Genomic DNA, 18,230 nt, shown 5'->3' on the forward strand with positions numbered 1-18,230 from the left:
AGCTTGCTGGAAAACTGCTTTGGGTACTGAAATAGAATCAAGTATGTGGCGTTTTGGTTTCAAGCTCAAATGGGTACGGATATAAGCTTGGTAAACTGTGCAATCATTCCATACAATTCTTATCTACTTTAAACCAGTCTAACATTGATTTCAAAATTCCCTGATATTCGCTCCTTTAATCTGATCCGGATAATGATGTCTTAAATCTGTATCATGAATCTTTTAGATTTGGGTACAAGCAACGAAGGCGGCATTAGAATAAAAGCTCTTGATAACCTTATTTTGATGCAGGATATGAAAGATCAATCATTACTTCAGCGGCACTTATTCTGGAAGTGGGCTGGCAGTGCTATGATTGAAGGTATGGGACAAAGTTTATTGGATGGATTTATTAATGAGGTTTTTGAATCTTCACCCTCAGCAGGACCGATCTTAAACTTCCTGTTAAAGAACGGATTGACTTACGGAATGTATGAGTTAAGACAGAAAAATGAATTGGCCGTTTAATGGTGAAGCACCAATTTCTTATGATCAATTTAAATTTGGTATTTACCGTAGTTTTTAATTTTACCGATTATTTAAAAAGAAAACCCGACTTGTATTGGTAAGTCAGGTGTTTTCGTATCTAAAGTTTAGCGTTATTTAATTAGTGTCATTTTTCTGTTCATCGTGTACAACAATTCATTAGTTTTATTTCAATTTTGTATATATAAATACCGCTTGGTAGACCAATGCTAATCGTACTTAAGATTCAAATTTTAATTCATGTTTTCCCGGCAGGTTTGAATTCATTTATTAGTTCAACAATTTCGTTACCAAGAATATCAAAATCTTTATACTAACATTCCATCAATTTTAGATTGCCAGCTTATAGTAGTGCTTGGATTAAATGGATTAGGATAGTTCTGATATAATTCAAAATCATTTGTTAAAAAGTATACATTTATAATATCTGAATACTCAAACCGACCATCGTTATCAATTTGTTTTAATCTATATTTTATCTCTGCAACACCGTCAGGGTTTTATCGATAAAGAATAATCTTTTGGTGAATTAGAATTTCCATTTCCATTTACAAATCCAATCTTTTCCCAACCCGTGTTGTCATTCTGAACTTGGTTCAGAATCTTTCGCTCGATCTCAAACCCAAAATTATTTATTTCCGGTTGCTGTTTGCCATTTTAATAAAATTGTTTTGCCAATAATTTTTGCAGAGAATGATGTAAGTTCAACGGGAAGGGGATCAGTAATGATATTTTCCGGCTTAACCTTCGCCAAATCCATTACACATATCCCAGTTTCCATTTTCAGACCCTTTGGCTCTTGCAAGTGCTCTTGCAGAATCAAAACTACAGTTGAGTGTGTGTTCGCAACAAAAGCAAGTTGCCCGGCAACATACCCATTAGAAAAACTTGAATAATTATTTAGGATAATTGGATCCTTTGAATAAAACTCTAATCTGTAGCCAGTCATGTTGCTGTCTATCCCTGCACCTGTAATTACCACTGGAGATGTCAAAACGTCACCAAAAAAAAACTTGAGTGTAAATGTTACTGCCTGCTGGCATTACTAATTCTATAGAAGGATAGTCTGGTGCAAAGCCCTAAGTCCTGTAGAAAGGCCAGAAGTTGAACGAATGATTAAATCATAATCATTTGCAACTGCATAGTCATAACTAGATTGAAGAGTATTGGAATAAAGAATTACCTCGCCGGTAAAAGGAGTGTTGTTGTAACTTTCGTAACCAAGAAGAAACGACGTCTTAACATCAAGATCGTGTTGACCGCCGTATCCGGATATTATAATCTTATCTATTTGCTGCGCAAAAATATTTTGTGCAGCTAAAAAAAGAATTAAGACACAGCAATATAGCTTTTGCATCTTTCCACCCGATTTATCCCATTTATATTTTTTGTGCCGATAAAGGCACACCATTTACAATGTATTATCGAAGGGAAAGAAATTATTTTAGGGTGGATTAAACAAAAAAGCCATCTTTAACAGATGGCTATGAGAAAAAACTTAATATTAGTTACTCAAATTTCACTTTGATATTTACTATTTCTGAACTGCTGCCAGTTCTAACCGGCAGGCCCCAAGTGCCTGCACCAGATGAAACGTAATAATGTGTGTTGCCTTTTTTTCTTGTAACCCCAACTTATTTCATAAATCATTTTTGTGATAAGATTAGCTGGCCAGATTTGTCCATAATGTGTGTGTCCGGAAAGTTGTAGGTCTATTTTATTTTGTTGTGCTTGTTCTAATTTAAATGGTGTATGGTCTAATAATATTTTCGGATAATTATTAGGAATATTTTCTACAATTTCTTCAAGTGATTTTCTTTGTTTGCCTGTGAATTGGGGCATAGAACTGTCTTCTCTTCCTATTAAATAAAAACTGCTGTCTATCAATTCGTAAGAATCACGAAGGAATTTTATTCCAAACTTCTCTGCAAATCTTACACATGAATCAACTCCATTTATAAATTCATAGATTTCCATTTATTGAATAAAGGCCGTATTTAGATCTTAATTTTTTTAAACAATTTGCCAATATTTCTTTCATCTAATACGCTTGCTTTATCATCAACTATATCTCCTGCAAGTAAAATAATATCCGGATTAAGTGAATTCATTTTATTTACAATTTCGACTAATAATCTTTCACCATCGATAGGAGAAAGATGTATATCTGATGCCATTACAATATTTAGCACATCAAGTTTGCTATCGCCTTTGGGAATCGTAATCTCAATATTTCTAATCTCAATATTTCGTTTATTTAAATTCCCGAGAAACACTATTAATCCAACAAGAGCAATTACAATTATTGCAGTTAATCTTTTACGGTTTCATAATTATTTGTAATGGTTGAAGGTAGAAAATGAAACCATCCATTAAAAAGTCTTACAATATCGATCAACAAAAGAGAAAGAATAAAATAAGCTAGAAACGCAAACCATATTGCACCAACTCCGAGTAAAACATCATATGCTAAAGGTGACAAATACTTATAAAGTACTTTTGCTATTACATATCCATAGGCAATTATAATGAATAAAATCGCATAAATAGGTTTTAATACAGGATAAGAAGAGATTACCTGCCAGCCACGAATAAACACATAAAAGTTAAGTGATGTGTAAACAGTTAAAAAGATAATGAAGAATAATGCCATAAGTCCTTAAATGATTTTTATTTAAAACAAAAGTTATAAAGATAAGTTCAATTTTATATTGGTGTGAATCACAAAAGACATTTTGTAATAGGTGTTGAGAGTCATTTTGAGGAAGTGATACACGCAGGCAGACAAGATTGGTAGAGAAATGACATTAAGAGTAAAATAATACAAAAAATCCACTGCCGGTTGATTCGCATTCTGCTTCATTAAAGATCAGGACTCTCCTCTGGGCATCAGCCGGCAATGGATGTGAGTATTTAATAATTTAGTTTTTATTTATATGAATGAAGCACTTTCATATAATTTGCACGTTCAAATTTTGCAGGATCATCAACATTCATATAGCTCATGCTACCACGCATTTGTTCAATTGATTCGTATTCTTTTTCTTCCATCCAGGCAACTAAGTTTGTTGTAACATCTGCAATGTGCCCAATTCCAAACTTTAATAAGGATGAGAGCATTTGCGTAACTTTTGCTCCTGCCATAACCATCTTAAGTACATCTTCTGCAGTGTAAATTCCACTTGTTGCAGCAAGATCAGCATTAACTTTTCCGTACATCATTGCAATCCATCGCAATGGTAATCGCATCGCCATTGGAGTACTTAGTATTACATTTGGTACAACATCAAGAGTTTCAAGATCAATATCCGGCTGATAGAAACGATTGAACATAACCAATCCATCTGCACCGGCGTTGCTCAATTCATTAGCCATCGTAACTAGTTGAGCTGAAGAATGGATGCATCTTTACTGCAATAGGAATTTTAACATTTGATTTAACAGCTTTAACAATTTCAACATAAGTTTTTTCTATTTCGCTTCCGGATTTTTTTAGATCTGTTGGAAGAAGATAAATATTTAACTCAAGTGCATCTGCGCCGGCCTGTTCCATCTTTTTTGCGTAGTCAGTCCAACCACCGATAGATTTACCATTTAAGCTTGCAATGATTGGAATATCAACTGCTTCTTTTGCTTTGCGGATGTGATTTAAATATTCATCCGGCCCAAGCTTAAAATCAAATGGCTCCGGCAAGTATGATGTAGCTTCTGCAAAACTTTCTGTATGAGCAGATGTATGATAATCTAATTCTAGTTGTTCGTGTTCAATTTGTTCTTCAAAAATAGAGTAAAGAACAACTGCGCCTGCACCAGCATCTTCCATCTCTCTGATGTTAGATATTTTTTCTGACAACGGACCTGCAGAAGGAACGATTGGCGATTTTAATTTTAATCCCAAATAGTTTGTTGTGATATCCATTTTATTTTCCTTAACTAATACTTATTTCAAATTCATAAAATTCCATTCCGTCCTAGTAAAAGGACGGAATGAGTTCAATTAATTATTGTTCTGATTTCTCAGGAACGTAAGCTGCAAGTCTCTCATATTCTTTCCATCTTCTCACAACATCTGCCTGAGCTTCTTTAATCATTATAGCTGCTTCTGTTGGATGAGATTTTGTTAACATCTTATAACGTGTTTCCATATACGCATAATCTTTTAATGGAATCTTAAGCCCTTTTGAATCAAGTTTAAATGGATTCTTACCTTCTGTTTCAAGATCAGGAGAGTAACGATACAATGGCCAATGTCCTGAATCCACAGCCGCTTTTTGATTTTGCATTGCAGTTCCCATATTTATACCGTGTGCAATACAATGGCTGTATGCAATAATCAATGAAGGACCATCATAAGCTTCTGCTTCTAGGATGGCTCGTAATGTATGCTGATCATTTGCGCCCATTGCAATTTTAGCAACGTAAACATTTCCGTAAGTCATTGCCATCAAACCAAGATCTTTTTTGGCAGAGGTTTTACCGGCAGCAGCAAATTTTGCAACTGCAGCACGTGGAGTAGATTTTGAACACTGTCCACCTGTGTTTGAATAAACTTCTGTATCAAGAACTAAAACGTTGACATTTTTTCCTGATGCAAGAACATAGTCCAAACCGCCGTACCCTATATCATAAGCCCAGCCATCGCCGCCCATAATCCAAACAGATTTTTTAACAAGATAATCTGCAAGACTTAGCAGATGCTTTATTTCACTTGCCTTTCCATTAGCTCCAGCTTTTAACATATCTTCCAATTTTTTCTTTAAAGCACCAACTCTTTCTCGTTGATCATAAATATCTGATTCATCATTTTGTTTTGCGTTAACTATCGCATCAATTAAATCTGTGCCGATCTCTGAAGCAAATCCTTTTAGTAATTCTTTTGCTTGATGATTGTGATTATCAATTGCTAATCTAAATCCGAAGCCAAACTCAGCGTTATCTTCAAAGAGTGAATTGGACCAAGCCGGACCGCGACCTTCATTATTTGCTGCCCAAGGAGTTGTTGGCAAGTTGCCGCCGTAGATTGAAGAACAGCCGGTTGCATTTGCAATGATAGTTCTATCACCAAATAATTGACTTACTAATTTTACATAAGGTGTTTCTCCGCAGCCTGAACAAGCACCAGAAAATTCAAACAATGGCTGCAAGAATTGTGAGTCCTTTATTTTTGAAACTGCAACTCTTCTTCTATCAAGATCAGGAATGTTGAAGAAGAAATCCCAGTTTGCTCTTTCCTGTTCACGGATTGGAAGCTGTTCAGCCATATTAATGGCCTTTAACTTTGTTTCCTTTTTATTCTTTGCGGGGCAAACATCAACGCAAATTTCACATCCAGTACAATCTTCTACCGCAACTTGTAAAGAGTAATATAAATCTTCGCCATAGTCTTTGGATTTGAATTTTGTGTATTTAAATGTTGCAGGTGCGCCTTTCAAATCTTTTTCTTCAAAAATCTTTGCCCGTATTGTAGCGTGAGGACAAACGATAACACACTTATTACATTGAATACAAGTATCCATATCCCATACTGGAACTTCTAATGCTATGTTTCGTTTTTCCCATCTTGTTGTTGTTAGCGGAAAAGTTCCATCAACAGGCATTTTACTTACAGGTAGAAGATCACCTTCGCCGGCAATAATTTTTGCTGTAACTTCTTTCACGAAGTCAGGAGCATTACCTGAAACAGGCGGCTGCAATTGAAGTTTACTTGTAAGATTTTTAGGAACAGAAACTTCAAAAGATTTGCAACTGTTTGATCAACTGCATTAAAGTTCATCTGAACAATCTTATCACCTTTAGCGCCGTAAGTTTTTTTAATTGAATCTTTAATCATCTTTAATTGCTGTTGCTTGCGGAAAGATTTCCGAGATTGCAAAAAAGCATGTTTGCATAATTGTATTAATTCTAGCACCCATTCCGGTTGCTTCACCAACTTTGTAAGCGTCAATAATCCAGAATTTCATTTTTTTGTCTATAAGATTTTTCTGAACTTTTTCAGGTAACGAATCCCAAACGTGTTCTTTATCTATTTTTGTGTTAAGTAAGAAAGTAGCGCCTTCACTAGCATCTTTTAACATGTCCATCTGTTCCAGAAAAACTTGTTGATGGCATGCTATAAATCTAGGTTGGTTAATTAAATAAGTTGATTTAATTTCTTTTGGTCCAAATCTTAAGTGTGAAACCGTTGTTGATCCTGATTTTTTAGAATCGTAAACAAAATAACCTTGTGCAAAATAATCTGTTCCTTCACCAATAATTTTAATTGAGTTTTTATTAGCTCCAACAGTTCCATCAGCACCAAGACCATAAAACTTGCCGCGGAACGTTTCAGCTGATTCAACTGAAAATGTTGCATCAAATTCTAAACTGCTGTGTGTAACATCTTCAATAATTCCGACTGTAAAATGAGCCTTAGGTTTTTCATTCGACAAATTATCATAAACTGATTTAACCATTGCAGGTGTAAATTCTTTGGAAGATAAACCGTATCTGCCGCCAACAATTTTAGGAAAAGCGAATTGCAGTTCGCCTGCCATATACTTTTCTGAAATCGCATTTACAACATCTAGATAAAGCGGTTCGCCGCCGGAACCTGGTTCTTTTGTTCTGTCTAAAACAGCAATAGTTTTTGTTGTTTTAGGTAATGCTTTTATAAAATAATCTAATGAGAATGGTCTGTATAATCTAACTTTTAGCAATCCAACTTTTTCGCCTTTGCTTACTAAATAGTTCACAGTTTCTTCAGCAGCCTCACTACCTGAGCCCATCATTATTATAATTCTTTCAGCATCAGGAGCGCCAACGTAATCGAATAAATTGTACTGTCTTCCGGTTAGTTTTGAAAATTTATCCATTTGTTTTGTACGATTGCAGGACACGCGTTATAAAATGGATTTACAGTTTCTCTTCCTTGGAAGTAAACATCAGGATTTTGTGCAGTTCCTCTCATTACAGGGTTATCAGGGGTCAATCCGCGTTTACGATGCGCGATAATCAAATCATCACTCATCATCGCTTTCATATCTTCTTTAGTCAGCTCTTCAATTTTCATTACTTCGTGTGATGTTCTGAATCCATCAAAAAAGTGAATGAAAGGAATGCGTGCTTCTAAAGTTGCTGCTTGTGAAATCAATGCAAAATCCATTACTTCCTGAACTGAGTTTGATGATAATAGTGCAAAACCTGTTGAGCGTGTTGCCATAACATCTGAGTGATCGCCAAAAATTGATAGAGCAGCTGCGGCAATTGATCTTGCAGATACGTGGAAAACTGTAGAAGTTAATTCACCAGCAATCTTAAACATATTAGGAATCATTAACAGCAAACCTTGTGAGGCAGTAAATGTTGTTGTAAGTGCCCCGGTTTGTAATGCTCCGTGCACACTACCTGAAGCACCACCTTCACTTTGAAGTTCGCTTACTGAAGGAATCATGCCCCAAATATTTTTTTTATTAACTGCAGCCCAGGCATCGCACCACTCGCCCATATTTGAAGAAGGTGTGATGGGATAAATAGCAATTACTTCGTTTGTATTATACGCTACATACGCTGCTGCTTCATTGCCATCTATAGTTACTTTTTTTCTGTCCATTATTATACCGTTTAGTTATTAGTTTGAAATTTTTTCGGATATCAAGTGCCTATATTTACCCAATAATAGTACCAAGCAAATAAGCCCAAAAACAAAGAATTTGAGCAATAATCAAACAAATATTTTAAATGTGAAGAAATAAATTGAAGTGCTTTTCCCACTTTTAAGAATAATATTTTGGTAACGTAAACTATTGTAAGTTGTAAAGATTATAGGATTGAATAATAACCACTTTATTGTCATTAAGTTTTATTAAACATAATTTTACTGCCAGCATAATACTTTCACTTTTTTAACATACTTTTCAGGAGCTAAGATGGATACTTTGAATACCGGTTTTAATACTAACTACAAACCAATGTCTATTGGCGATTGGTTAATTACTTTTCTTATTCAAGCAATACCGTTAGTTGGATTTATAATGCTTTTTGTTTGGGCTTTTGGTGATGGAACACATCCAAGCAAAAAAACCTGGGCGCAGGCTTCATTAATCTTTGCATTAATAATGATCGTTTTAGCAGTCATCATTTTAGCGGCAATGTGGACTTTAATTAGCTCATTATTTTCTAGCGGATACAATATTCGCAGTGTGTAATTGTAAATAGATAATAAAACCCGATTCAGAAATGAATCGGGTTTTTTATTTAATAATACGACCGCTGATACTTTATTTCTTGTGTATTTGTATTCCAGATGCAATTTTTCCAGTCAAACAAAAAAAGGATGAACTATGAAAACTAAATTCACTCTTTACTTACTTCTCTCAATTCTTCTCTTCTCATTTACGCAAACTTTTTCTCAGGTGGAAAGAAAAGAAGTTGGAAATCTTGTGATGGAAAACATTCCTGAAATTCCACAGCAATTAAAGGATAGAATTTTCCAGTATCAAAACACTCGTTCTGCTTCCTTTCAGGATTGGCTACACAATGATGAAGGAATTTTAATTTCTACTCGATTTGCTGAAACTTCACAATTCCACAAAGTAAAAATACCTGGCGGTTCGCGTGAACAAATTACATTTTTTACAGAGCCGGTTAGCGGTGCAACTCTTTGCCCAGATAAAAACAAAAATATTTTTCTTTTTACAAAAGATGTTGGCGGAGCTGAATTTTATCAAATATTTTCATTTGATGTTGATAACGGAAACTTCAAAATGTTAACAGATGGTAAATCTAGTAACGGCGGAGTTAGCTGGAATAACAAAGGTGATAAGTATTCCTACTTCTCCACAAAACGCAACGGAACTGATTGGGATATTTATGTTGCAGACATTAACAATCCCGAAAACGCGGAAATGGTTGCAAGCGAAGGCGGTTCCTGGTACGCTGTGGATTGGGCTCCTGATGATAAATCATTAATTCTTGGAAAATATGTTTCTGCAAACGAAAGCTATTTTTATACTTTAGATCTGATAACCAAAAAACTTACCCAAGTTAATCCATCATCAGAAAAATTGCTTACGGCGGGGCAGCATACTCAAAAGACAGTAAAGGAATCTATTTTACTTCAGATGAAAATACTGAATTTCAAAGACTTCGTTATTACGATTTACAATCAAAAAAGTTTACTGTTGTTACTTCAGAAATTAATTGGGATGTTGAATCATTTACACTTTCTGAACAAGGCGATAAACTTGCTTTTACAATCAATGAAGATGGAATGGCAAAACTTTTTATACTTGATACAAAAACTATGAAGTATAAAGCTGTTCCCGGGATTCCAGTTGGACAGGTTTACGGTTTATCTTTTAAACCGGATGGAAAAAAAACTTGCTATGGTTTTAAAACACTCCTCAATCTTCCGGCGATGTTTATGTTATGGATCTTTCTAACAACTCACTTGAACGTTGGACTTACAGTGAAGTTGGTGGACTTAACACTTCTAACTTTGTTATTCCTGAACTAATTCACTTCCCAACTTTTGATCAGGTTGATGGTAAACCGAGAATGATTCCAGCTTTTATCACAAAACCAAAAGGTGATGGTCCTTTTCCTGTTGTGATTGATATTCACGGCGGACCGGAAGGGCAGGCACAGCCATATTTTAATCCAATTGTGCAATACTACGCTAACGAAATGTCTATCGCAGTTATCGAGCCTAATGTACGCGGCTCAAGCGGATATGGAAAATCTTATCTGCAGCTTGATAATGGTTTTAAACGTGAAGAATCAGTACAGGATATTGGTAAACTTTTAGATTGGATTGCAACACAGCCTGATCTTGATATAAAACGTGTTGCAGTAACAGGCGGATCTTACGGAGGTTATATGGTGCTTGCATCAATGACACATTTTAATGATAGATTAAAATGTGCAGTTGATATCGTAGGCATTAGCAACTTTGTTACTTTCCTAACTAATACCCAGGATTACAGAAGAGATTTACGAAGAGTTGAGTATGGTGATGAACGTGATCCGAAGATGAATGAATTTTTACAAAAGATTTCTCCAACTACAAACGCACACAAAATTACAAAACCATTATTTGTTGTGCAGGGTTTAAACGATCCACGCGTACCTTATACAGAAGCAGAACAGATTGTTGATGTTGTTCGAAAAAACAGCGGAGAGGTCTGGTACTTAATTGCAAAAGATGAAGGTCACGGTTTTAGGAAAAAAACTAATCGTGATTTTTATATTTGGTCTGAAGTGTTGTTCTTAGAAAAGTATTTGTTGAAGTAGTTACATTTAAGCTGTCACGGTGAGACCGTGACAGCGGCTCAATGAAATTATAAAACTATCTTAAACCTCATTTTTATTTTTTTAAGCGGTTATGTCACTTGCTTTATTCGTAGCATTTTTTCACTTTTTCTAAAGTTGTTATTTTTTGAAAACAAATACCACTTGATAAATTCATCCAATCAAAAATGATTTTCTAACTGTAATTTATAGAGATCCTTATTCCTTTTCTTTCAATAATGTTTCAAGTTTTTGTTCTGTTTCGGGGATGGCCTTTAATGTCAACGTTTTTTTGAAACTCTCGATGGCTTTTAATTTATCACCTTTTGCGAGATACAAATCTCCCAATCCATCATAACAATTAGCCGTTTCGGGATAGTTTGAAATATTTAGTTTAAACAATGCTTCCGCTTTAATAAATTGTTTTTGGTTCAACATATAGTATCCCAGACTATTCACCTGGTTTTCATCTGGTTTAATGAGATAGCCAATTTGTTCTGAAACGTTATTATAATGTGTTACTAATATAGAATCCAATTTAAAATTGGGATCGTCTAATTGGCTGTTATAAATTTTAAGTTTATAATAATCAAATATAAAACGAAGGGCATCATACTCCCCGATCAACCGGACGGAACTGTGATCGTCATTTTCATAATATTTATGTTGGAAACGCAATTGATTTGTTTTGTTTTTGAAAATATCTTTAATGAATTCCAGGTTGCTGCGAATAAGTTCTGTACCCTCGGTAGTATCTTTTTGAACTGCAAGCGTATCCATTCCTTTTTCCATTCGGTTTGCCAGGGCTATAAATAAGGCTTTCCCTTTATAATTCTTATTTGCTAAAATACTTTTTGTCTCTGTTACAATTTGCTGATTGTTCCACCATAAAGCACCATCAAGAGAAACATAAGCGTTGAATAAATATGGATGATGAATTAATGTGTTCACAACAGTCAGTCCGCCAACAGAGTGACCAATGAATATTTTATAGGAAGCTGTTGGGTAAATTGATTCGATGTATGGCATCAATTCCTTTTCCAAATAGAGCATGAATTTTTCACCTCTGCCAACGATACCTGGAGTCTCCTCGTCTGTACCAAATGTTAGATCTGTCATTCGGTCAGGATGTAATATCCCGACAACAATCATTGGCGGACAAAGACCTGCGCTACTCATGAATTCGGTCATACTTACAATAGTATTAAAATTTGCATCTCCGTCTAATAAGTAAATTACCGGGTAACGTTCTTTATCGGTATTTTTATTTCCTTCATTGCTGTTTGGAATATGAATCCAAACTGTGCGCTGTTCACCTAATATTTTCGAAGGTGAGCTTGTTTGAAATCCAACTGTAAAAGGGTTGTTTTCCTGTGCTTTGGCATAGAAAGAAAATAGTAATATCATAAAAAAACAAAAAAATGTTTTCATTGGATTTTTTCCTGGTAATAAAGATATAAAAGTATCTTAAAACTCATTTTTTCAAACCGTTCAATGATTTGTTTCAGCAGCCAATATTAAAGGGGATGTTTTATCGAATCCTTTAACAACTAACCAGATGCCCAGTGCAAATTCGAATAGTGCAACAGCTACTGCGAAAAGTCCTGTCAAAGGGTCATGTTGCCCTATGAAACCGAACAGCACTGCTATATCGCCAGTAATAAGTAGTGGCGCTCCTACCAACCCAATTAGTGATAAAGTGCCAGGTACTAAGCGCGATTTGTACAACAGATAACCCAATAAGGCATCATTCACTGCTGGTATAAAACTTTGCCCAACCAGAAATATTCGGTCGTACAAGTAAACCAGAGTACGCCCAGTAACCAAACCATCTGCACCGACTCCAGATTGTCTTAAGGTAACTGCTGATAGGAGGAACGCAGCACCGGCGAAGATTGTTCCGGCTTCCAAAATTCTTGAACCGACGAGGCCTAATGCAGCACTTCCGTTTTGCTTCTTGAGCAACGGGTAAAGCACAACAGCAGTAGCAATTCCTGCTAATGCCACTATTAGTTCCAGAATTACGCCGATGAAAACATTTGTATCGGGTCCTGGACTAAGAATGTAGTCAGGATCGTGTATCGAACTATAAAGTGATAAAGTTGGGATTGAAACAAAAGTGAGTAAATAGAAAATCCCAGCAGTCAAAGCAATTTTTCTAGGGGAGGTTGCAATTTGTTCATAAGTGGTCATTGTACTTTCTCCTTTGCTAATTTCATGAAATAAATTAATAGTCGCCTAGTATATTCTATTGTTTGTAAGTGATCAAGAATTTCATTTTATAGAACCTTTTGCATCTGGTAAAGATTTAAATACTTTATCAATGCTCTGAGATGTTTCATCACTAACTCCATCTACAACTATATATACTAGTTCTGCAGCAGCAACACCAGCAAGGATTGTCGGTACTTTATTTTTTGCAGATACTTTGTTATGAACAGCTACACCGATTGCCCAGCCCAACGATGCTCCAATTGCAGATAGAAATGGTCTGTCAACATCATCCAGGTTGTTTATCCATAAACTGTCACCTTTTGCATCATAAATCTTAAAATTCATATTTATAGAATGATTTATAAAAAATACATCTGAATAATTGTATAGCTCACTAAATAGTATCCCGTCTACGTTTAGAATTGAACACAAGTTATCTGGCGACATATTTTCAACCCTGTTTTTACTTATAATATTTATTACTGAATCAACTGGCAAAACATCATAGTTTTTATCCATAATTTTTCTTGATATTAATCCTTCAATATTTGATAAACTTTTTTGAGATTGAACTGAATCTTCTACTACATTTCTTTTATCAATCACTGGCATTATCGCAATTGACTTGATATGTTTTTGATCATAATCAGATTTAATAAATGTTGGAGCTGATGAACATCCAATCATAATTAAACTGAAGATAAAAAATATAAGCAAGTAGATTTTGGTAGAAGTTTTTGCTCCCTGATATTCGGAATGAACTAATGATTTCATAATGCTCCTTTTTTAATAATTTTTTCAGATACTTTTTTAGAACTGTTTAACTAGAAATGCCGCGATATACAACCCGATCCCATAAATAAGATGGGTCAATAAACTTTTTATTCTTCTAATGTTCGGTTTGGATAGATTTGATGATGCAATTCCAAAACCAAAGGCTGGCTGCATAATAAATAGTGGGGCTACTACGGTAAGTATTCCCCAAAAAACTGCAGAATAAATTTGGGGATTTTGAATCCATTCTTTACCACAAAATAGAAAAAGAAAAAATGCAAAATTGATACCTATAACATAATGTGCAATCCACCCAATAACTAATTCTCCCTTAACAGGTTCAGTTGCTATTATGTTTTGATGAAAAAACTTACCCTTTGGAAAATTGCCTATCCAACGCCCAACAAAACGATAATCCAAGCTTTTAATATTAAATAGACCTAAAACATAAATCCAGATATCAACTGTAAGCGTAGCTCCTATGCCAATTAGTACAATTTTTAATACGTTATACATATTTCATCCATCTATTTGTTAAGTGTTCTGGTAAATAAACGTATGACTGAATCAACAAAAGGAACCCCAACGAAAACTATTAAGGGAACCAGAGAAAGAGTCACCAGTAGTGTCCTTAAATAAATAGGCATAATTGATAATGGTTCCTTAAATACATAGAGAAACAAAGTGAGAGCAGGATATATTACAACCCATATTTTTAGTGAGGCTATCATTTTTAGTTTTGATTTCATACTTTTTAGCTTCCTTAATTAATTTAATTTCTATTTCAAATTTATTATTGAGCATAATCAGTATGATAGGACAGGAATGTAGTTTAATAGGATTTATGTAAAATTGGTTCTATAGACCTCTGGCGTTTGTCCGGTGTGTTTTTTGAAAAATCGTATAAAATAAGAAACATCTTCGTAGCCCAGATTATATGCGATTTCTTTAACCTGTTCTGTTGTTGCAAGCAAATATCTTTTGGCCTCTAAAATAATTTGTTGGTCAATCAGTGTTGAACAAGTTTTGCCCAGATTTGATTTTGTCATTGAGTTAAGCTGAAATGTAGAAAGATTTAGCATGTTGGCATATTCTGATACCTGCTTATTCTTAGAAATATTATTCTCCAACAGTTCTAAAAATTCATCCAGCCGCTCATGTGTAAACATTGTGTTTTTATTTTCCGGCTTGATTTGGTTTTCTCGATATCTTGTAAGCTCGACAAAGAAAATACTGAGATTAGCTTTTATAATATCAAAATACATTTTTTCTTTCTCAATATATTCTTTATAAATGTAGCTTAAGACATTAAAAAGATTCTTAGATTTCTTTAAATCTAGCTTACAAAAATTTTTATTACTTGCACTACGTAATAACTGTTGATCAGTTTTGTTTCCAGGTCGATAGAAATCCTTACTGAATTGCATTAAGAACCCTGTACATCCTTTTTCTAAGGAAAGCTGATGCACTTGACCTGGCCGCATAAAAAAAATAGAATAGTCGGTTACCTCATATTTTATAAAATCTATTGTATGTTTTCCCTTACCTTTGATTAGTGCTAAAATAAAATAATAATCGTGTCTGTGGGTATCTTGTATTAGTTTCTGTTCAGTTTGTACTTCTTGTACAGTTCTAATTCTAAATTTCTCTGATAAATTTATACTATCTGGAATTACATTAATATTTCTGATAGGTATATTCTTCACTTTGTTGAAAGCCTAACTATGCCTTACAGAAATTATATCACCATCTTTAACGATGTATTCTTTTCCTTCAAGTCGCCATTTGCCAAGTTCTTTAGCTTTTGCAAATGAACCTGTTTCAATAAAATCATCGTAATGCACAACTTCTGCACGGATGAACTTTTTGGAAAAAGTCTGTATGGATTTCTCCCGCAGCTTCCTGTGCAGTCATTCCTTTTTTAATTGTCCAGGCACGGCATTCATCTTCACCAGCAGTTAGAAATGATTGAAGTCCAAGTAAGTCATAAGCCTCTCTAATCAACTTATCCAAAGCGGATTCAGTAATCCCATAGTCACTCATAAATACGCTTGCATCTTCTTCAGGAAGATCAGCCATTTCTTTTTCTATCTGACCAAAGAATGATAACGCTTTTGTGTTATGCCCAAGTTTATGTTTAACAAGTTCTTCTAAATACTTCTCAGTGTCATTTATTTGTGATTCATCAAAGTTTAAAGCTATAAGCATTGGCTTAACAGAAAGAAGTTGATATGTTTTTAAAATGTGCAGTTCATCTTTTGTAAGTTCTGCATCACGCAAGGGTTTTTCGGTCTGAAGAATTTCGTAACACTTTTCAAGTACTGGCAATTCCCGTTTAAGATTATCATCCTGAGTTTTTAAGATTTGTTTTTTAATCGTCTCTAATCTTTTTTCAAGTATTGCCATATCAGATAAAATAAATTCTGTCTCAAATGAATTAATATCACGCATCATATTTATTGATCCATCGGGATGAGGAACGGTTTCATTCTCAAATAATCTTACAACCTGAACAAGCGCATCATTTGTTTTTACTTTTCCTAAAAAATTTCCTGTAAACTGTGTTGAACCTGAATCACCTTTTTGCAATCCTACAACATCAACAACTTCAATCGTAGCATTTACTTTTTTCTTTGGAACGAACATTTCGGTTAACTTATCCAATCTTGCATCCGGCACTTTTATCATAGCCTGATGTGCTTCAGATTTAGTTAATTCGTTTGGATCGAGTAAAGTTTTTGTTATTGTTTGAAAAAGAGTTGATTTTCCTGTAAACGGCAGTCCAACAATTCCTATTTGCATTTATTCCTCTTACTTTTAAAATTCTTAAAGATTATGTGCAAATATAATTAAGATTCTCTTGACAATTCCTGGTTAGCAAATTATCTTGAACTTGAAATTCAAATTAAAAATCTTGAACAAAAAACTTACATATAACTTCTCTTTTTCTTCAGCTAGCCAAACATGGCGTTGGCGCCTCTAAACATTTACATATTCTAAAAATCCGTACAATCTTTTTAAACTTTAGTTAATTACAAATTAATTATCCATTTATTTATTAAATCAATTAAAGGAGTGCTCTATGAGTGCATCAAAAAAAATTCTGTTAAATGAATCTGAAATGCCGCAAAACTATTATAACATTCAGGCAGATATGCCGAATCCGATGCTTCCGCCTTTGCATCCCGGAACAAAGCAGCCAATTGGACCGGAAGATTTAGCAGCATTGTTTCCAATGGAATTAATTAAACAGGAAGTTTCAAAAGAAAGATATATTGAAATTCCCGATGAAGTAAGGAATATTTATAAACTATATCGCCCAACTCCGCTTTACCGCGCTTTCGAATTAGAAAAGTTACTCGATACTCCGGCAAAAATTTATTATAAGTATGAAGGTGTAAGTCCTGCAGGCTCACATAAACCTAATACAGCAATTGCACAAGCATTTTATAACAAGATGGAAGGCGCAAAAGGATTAACAACTGAAACAGGCGCGGGACAATGGGGAAGTGCGTTAAGCTTTGCTTGTCATAAATTCGGTTTAAGCTGTGAAGTATATATGGTGAAGATCAGTTATGATCAAAAACCTTACAGAAAAGTTATGATGAACACATGGGGTGCAACTGTTATTGCATCACCAAGCAGAAATACAAATTCCGGCAGAACAATTTTAGAGCAGGATCCAAATTCTCCCGGCAGTTTAGGTATTGCAATTTCAGAAGCTGTTGAAAGAGCGGCCACAACAGAAGGCATAAATTACGCTCTTGGAAGCGTGCTTAATCACGTTCTTCTGCATCAGACAGTAATTGGACAGGAAGCTATAAAGCAATTAGAAATGACTGGTGATTTTCCTGATATTGTGGTTGCTCCATTTGGCGGCGGCTCAAACTTTGCGGGAATCGCATTTCCATTTCTTCGCTACAATTTTCAGGAAGGAAAAAATGTTCGCTGCATTGCTGTTGAGCCTGCATCATGTCCAAAACTTACTAAGGGAGAATTCAGATATGATTTTGGTGATACAGTTGGATTAACTCCGCTGATTCCAATGTACACGCTTGGTCATACATTCGTTCCGGAGCCTATTCATGCTGGTGGACTGCGTTATCACGGTGCTGGTGCAATTATCAGTCAATTACTAAAAGATAAATTAATTGAAGCATCAGCAATTGCTCAGCTTGAATGTTTTGAAGCTGGAGTAAAGTTTGCACAAACAGAAGGAATTATTCCTGCTCCCGAAGCAACTCACGGAATTGCGCAAGTAATTCGCGAAGCACAAAAAGCAAAGGTCGAAGGAAAACAAAAAACAATATTATTTAATCTTTGCGGGCATGGTTATTTTGATATGAGTGCTTATCAGGCTTACTTTAATGGCGAGTTGCAGGATCACGAGTTAACAGACAAGGAACTTTATTCTGCACTTAGAGAACTTGATACTCCAATTGCTGTCTAAT

At 34.8% G+C, this 18,230-nt stretch carries 13 protein-coding genes and 4 pseudogenes; 4 read left to right on the forward strand and 13 right to left on the reverse strand.

Annotated elements, in window-relative coordinates:
• Positions 1 to 213: 213 nt before the first annotated feature.
• The gene (locus IPJ23_00470) at positions 214 to 507 is read left to right on the forward strand and encodes a hypothetical protein (protein MBK7629221.1); all 294 of its coding nucleotides are present in this window, start codon (positions 214 to 216) and stop codon (positions 505 to 507) included.
• A 646-nt stretch (positions 508 to 1,153) separates the two neighbouring features.
• On the opposite strand, the gene IPJ23_00475 is transcribed toward IPJ23_00470, so the two are convergent.
• The 7 genes and pseudogenes from IPJ23_00475 to nifJ form a co-directional block, all read right to left on the reverse strand.
• Positions 1,154 to 1,519: a hypothetical protein gene (locus tag IPJ23_00475; protein ID MBK7629222.1), complete on the reverse strand. Its 366-nt coding sequence runs from the start codon at positions 1,517 to 1,519 to the stop codon at positions 1,154 to 1,156.
• A 57-nt stretch (positions 1,520 to 1,576) separates the two neighbouring features.
• Complete coding sequence (locus IPJ23_00480) at positions 1,577 to 1,882, reverse strand: hypothetical protein (GenBank protein ID MBK7629223.1); 306 nt, start codon at positions 1,880 to 1,882, stop codon at positions 1,577 to 1,579.
• Between the two features lie 200 nt (positions 1,883 to 2,082).
• On the reverse strand, positions 2,083 to 2,502 hold the full coding sequence (locus tag IPJ23_00485) for a hypothetical protein (protein ID MBK7629224.1): 420 nt from the start codon (positions 2,500 to 2,502) through the stop codon (positions 2,083 to 2,085).
• A gap of 20 nt (positions 2,503 to 2,522) precedes the next feature.
• Positions 2,523 to 2,801 carry a metallophosphoesterase gene (locus IPJ23_00490; protein MBK7629225.1) on the reverse strand — a complete coding sequence of 93 codons (279 nt, stop codon included), beginning with the start codon at positions 2,799 to 2,801 and terminating at the stop codon, positions 2,523 to 2,525.
• Positions 2,802 to 2,836: 35 nt separating this feature from the next.
• Complete coding sequence (locus IPJ23_00495; GenBank protein MBK7629226.1) at positions 2,837 to 3,178, reverse strand: hypothetical protein; 342 nt, start codon at positions 3,176 to 3,178, stop codon at positions 2,837 to 2,839.
• A 275-nt stretch (positions 3,179 to 3,453) separates the two neighbouring features.
• Positions 3,454 to 4,444, reverse strand: a pseudogene (locus IPJ23_00500) (dihydroorotate dehydrogenase-like protein).
• Positions 4,445 to 4,526: 82 nt separating this feature from the next.
• Positions 4,527 to 8,113, reverse strand: a pseudogene (gene nifJ / locus IPJ23_00505) (pyruvate:ferredoxin (flavodoxin) oxidoreductase).
• Positions 8,114 to 8,429: 316 nt separating this feature from the next.
• On the opposite strand from nifJ, the gene IPJ23_00510 reads away from it, so the two are divergent.
• Positions 8,430 to 8,708, forward strand: coding sequence for a hypothetical protein (locus IPJ23_00510; GenBank protein MBK7629227.1), 279 nt, complete (start codon positions 8,430 to 8,432; stop codon positions 8,706 to 8,708).
• Positions 8,709 to 8,843: 135 nt separating this feature from the next.
• Positions 8,844 to 10,794: pseudogene (locus tag IPJ23_00515) on the forward strand (S9 family peptidase).
• A gap of 216 nt (positions 10,795 to 11,010) precedes the next feature.
• Here the strand turns inward: IPJ23_00515 and IPJ23_00520 are convergent.
• From IPJ23_00520 to ychF, 6 genes and pseudogenes are all read right to left on the reverse strand, one after another.
• Positions 11,011 to 12,222, reverse strand: coding sequence for an alpha/beta hydrolase (locus IPJ23_00520; GenBank protein MBK7629228.1), 1,212 nt, complete (start codon positions 12,220 to 12,222; stop codon positions 11,011 to 11,013).
• Positions 12,223 to 12,282: 60 nt separating this feature from the next.
• Positions 12,283 to 12,984, reverse strand: coding sequence for a DUF4386 domain-containing protein (locus IPJ23_00525; protein MBK7629229.1), 702 nt, complete (start codon positions 12,982 to 12,984; stop codon positions 12,283 to 12,285).
• 81 nt (positions 12,985 to 13,065) lie between these two features.
• A complete protein-coding gene (locus tag IPJ23_00530; GenBank protein MBK7629230.1) occupies positions 13,066 to 13,779 on the reverse strand; it encodes a hypothetical protein in 714 nt (237 codons plus the stop codon).
• Positions 13,780 to 13,815: 36 nt separating this feature from the next.
• Positions 13,816 to 14,295, reverse strand: a complete 480-nt coding sequence (locus IPJ23_00535; GenBank protein MBK7629231.1) for a DUF2938 domain-containing protein — start codon at positions 14,293 to 14,295, stop codon at positions 13,816 to 13,818.
• Positions 14,296 to 14,621: 326 nt separating this feature from the next.
• Positions 14,622 to 15,476: a helix-turn-helix transcriptional regulator gene (locus tag IPJ23_00540; protein MBK7629232.1), complete on the reverse strand. Its 855-nt coding sequence runs from the start codon at positions 15,474 to 15,476 to the stop codon at positions 14,622 to 14,624.
• A gap of 21 nt (positions 15,477 to 15,497) precedes the next feature.
• A pseudogene (gene ychF, locus IPJ23_00545) lies at positions 15,498 to 16,581 on the reverse strand (redox-regulated ATPase YchF).
• Positions 16,582 to 16,861: 280 nt separating this feature from the next.
• Between ychF and IPJ23_00550 the strand changes: the two are divergent.
• The gene (locus tag IPJ23_00550) at positions 16,862 to 18,229 is read left to right on the forward strand and encodes a TrpB-like pyridoxal phosphate-dependent enzyme (protein ID MBK7629233.1); all 1,368 of its coding nucleotides are present in this window, start codon (positions 16,862 to 16,864) and stop codon (positions 18,227 to 18,229) included.
• The last annotated feature ends 1 nt before the right edge of the window (position 18,230 follow it).

This window comes from Ignavibacteriales bacterium (assembly GCA_016709765.1).
Lineage (GTDB): Bacteria > Bacteroidota > Ignavibacteria > Ignavibacteriales > Ignavibacteriaceae > IGN3.

What these genes read in the sequence shown, in the direction of transcription:
- IPJ23_00550 (MBK7629233.1), top strand. Translation starts at nt 16,862, where the DNA reads ATGAGTGCATCAAAAAAAATTCTGTTAAATGAATCTGAAATGCCGCAA.
- IPJ23_00480 (MBK7629223.1), bottom strand. Translation starts at nt 1,882, where the DNA reads ATGCAAAAGCTATATTGCTGTGTCTTAATTCTTTTTTTAGCTGCACAA.
- IPJ23_00520 (MBK7629228.1), bottom strand. Translation starts at nt 12,222, where the DNA reads ATGAAAACATTTTTTTGTTTTTTTATGATATTACTATTTTCTTTCTAT.
- IPJ23_00525 (MBK7629229.1), bottom strand. Translation starts at nt 12,984, where the DNA reads ATGACCACTTATGAACAAATTGCAACCTCCCCTAGAAAAATTGCTTTG.
- IPJ23_00495 (MBK7629226.1), bottom strand. Translation starts at nt 3,178, where the DNA reads ATGGCATTATTCTTCATTATCTTTTTAACTGTTTACACATCACTTAAC.
- IPJ23_00510 (MBK7629227.1), top strand. Translation starts at nt 8,430, where the DNA reads ATGGATACTTTGAATACCGGTTTTAATACTAACTACAAACCAATGTCT.
- IPJ23_00470 (MBK7629221.1), top strand. Translation starts at nt 214, where the DNA reads ATGAATCTTTTAGATTTGGGTACAAGCAACGAAGGCGGCATTAGAATA.
- IPJ23_00535 (MBK7629231.1), bottom strand. Translation starts at nt 14,295, where the DNA reads ATGTATAACGTATTAAAAATTGTACTAATTGGCATAGGAGCTACGCTT.
- IPJ23_00485 (MBK7629224.1), bottom strand. Translation starts at nt 2,502, where the DNA reads ATGGAAATCTATGAATTTATAAATGGAGTTGATTCATGTGTAAGATTT.
- IPJ23_00530 (MBK7629230.1), bottom strand. Translation starts at nt 13,779, where the DNA reads ATGAAATCATTAGTTCATTCCGAATATCAGGGAGCAAAAACTTCTACC.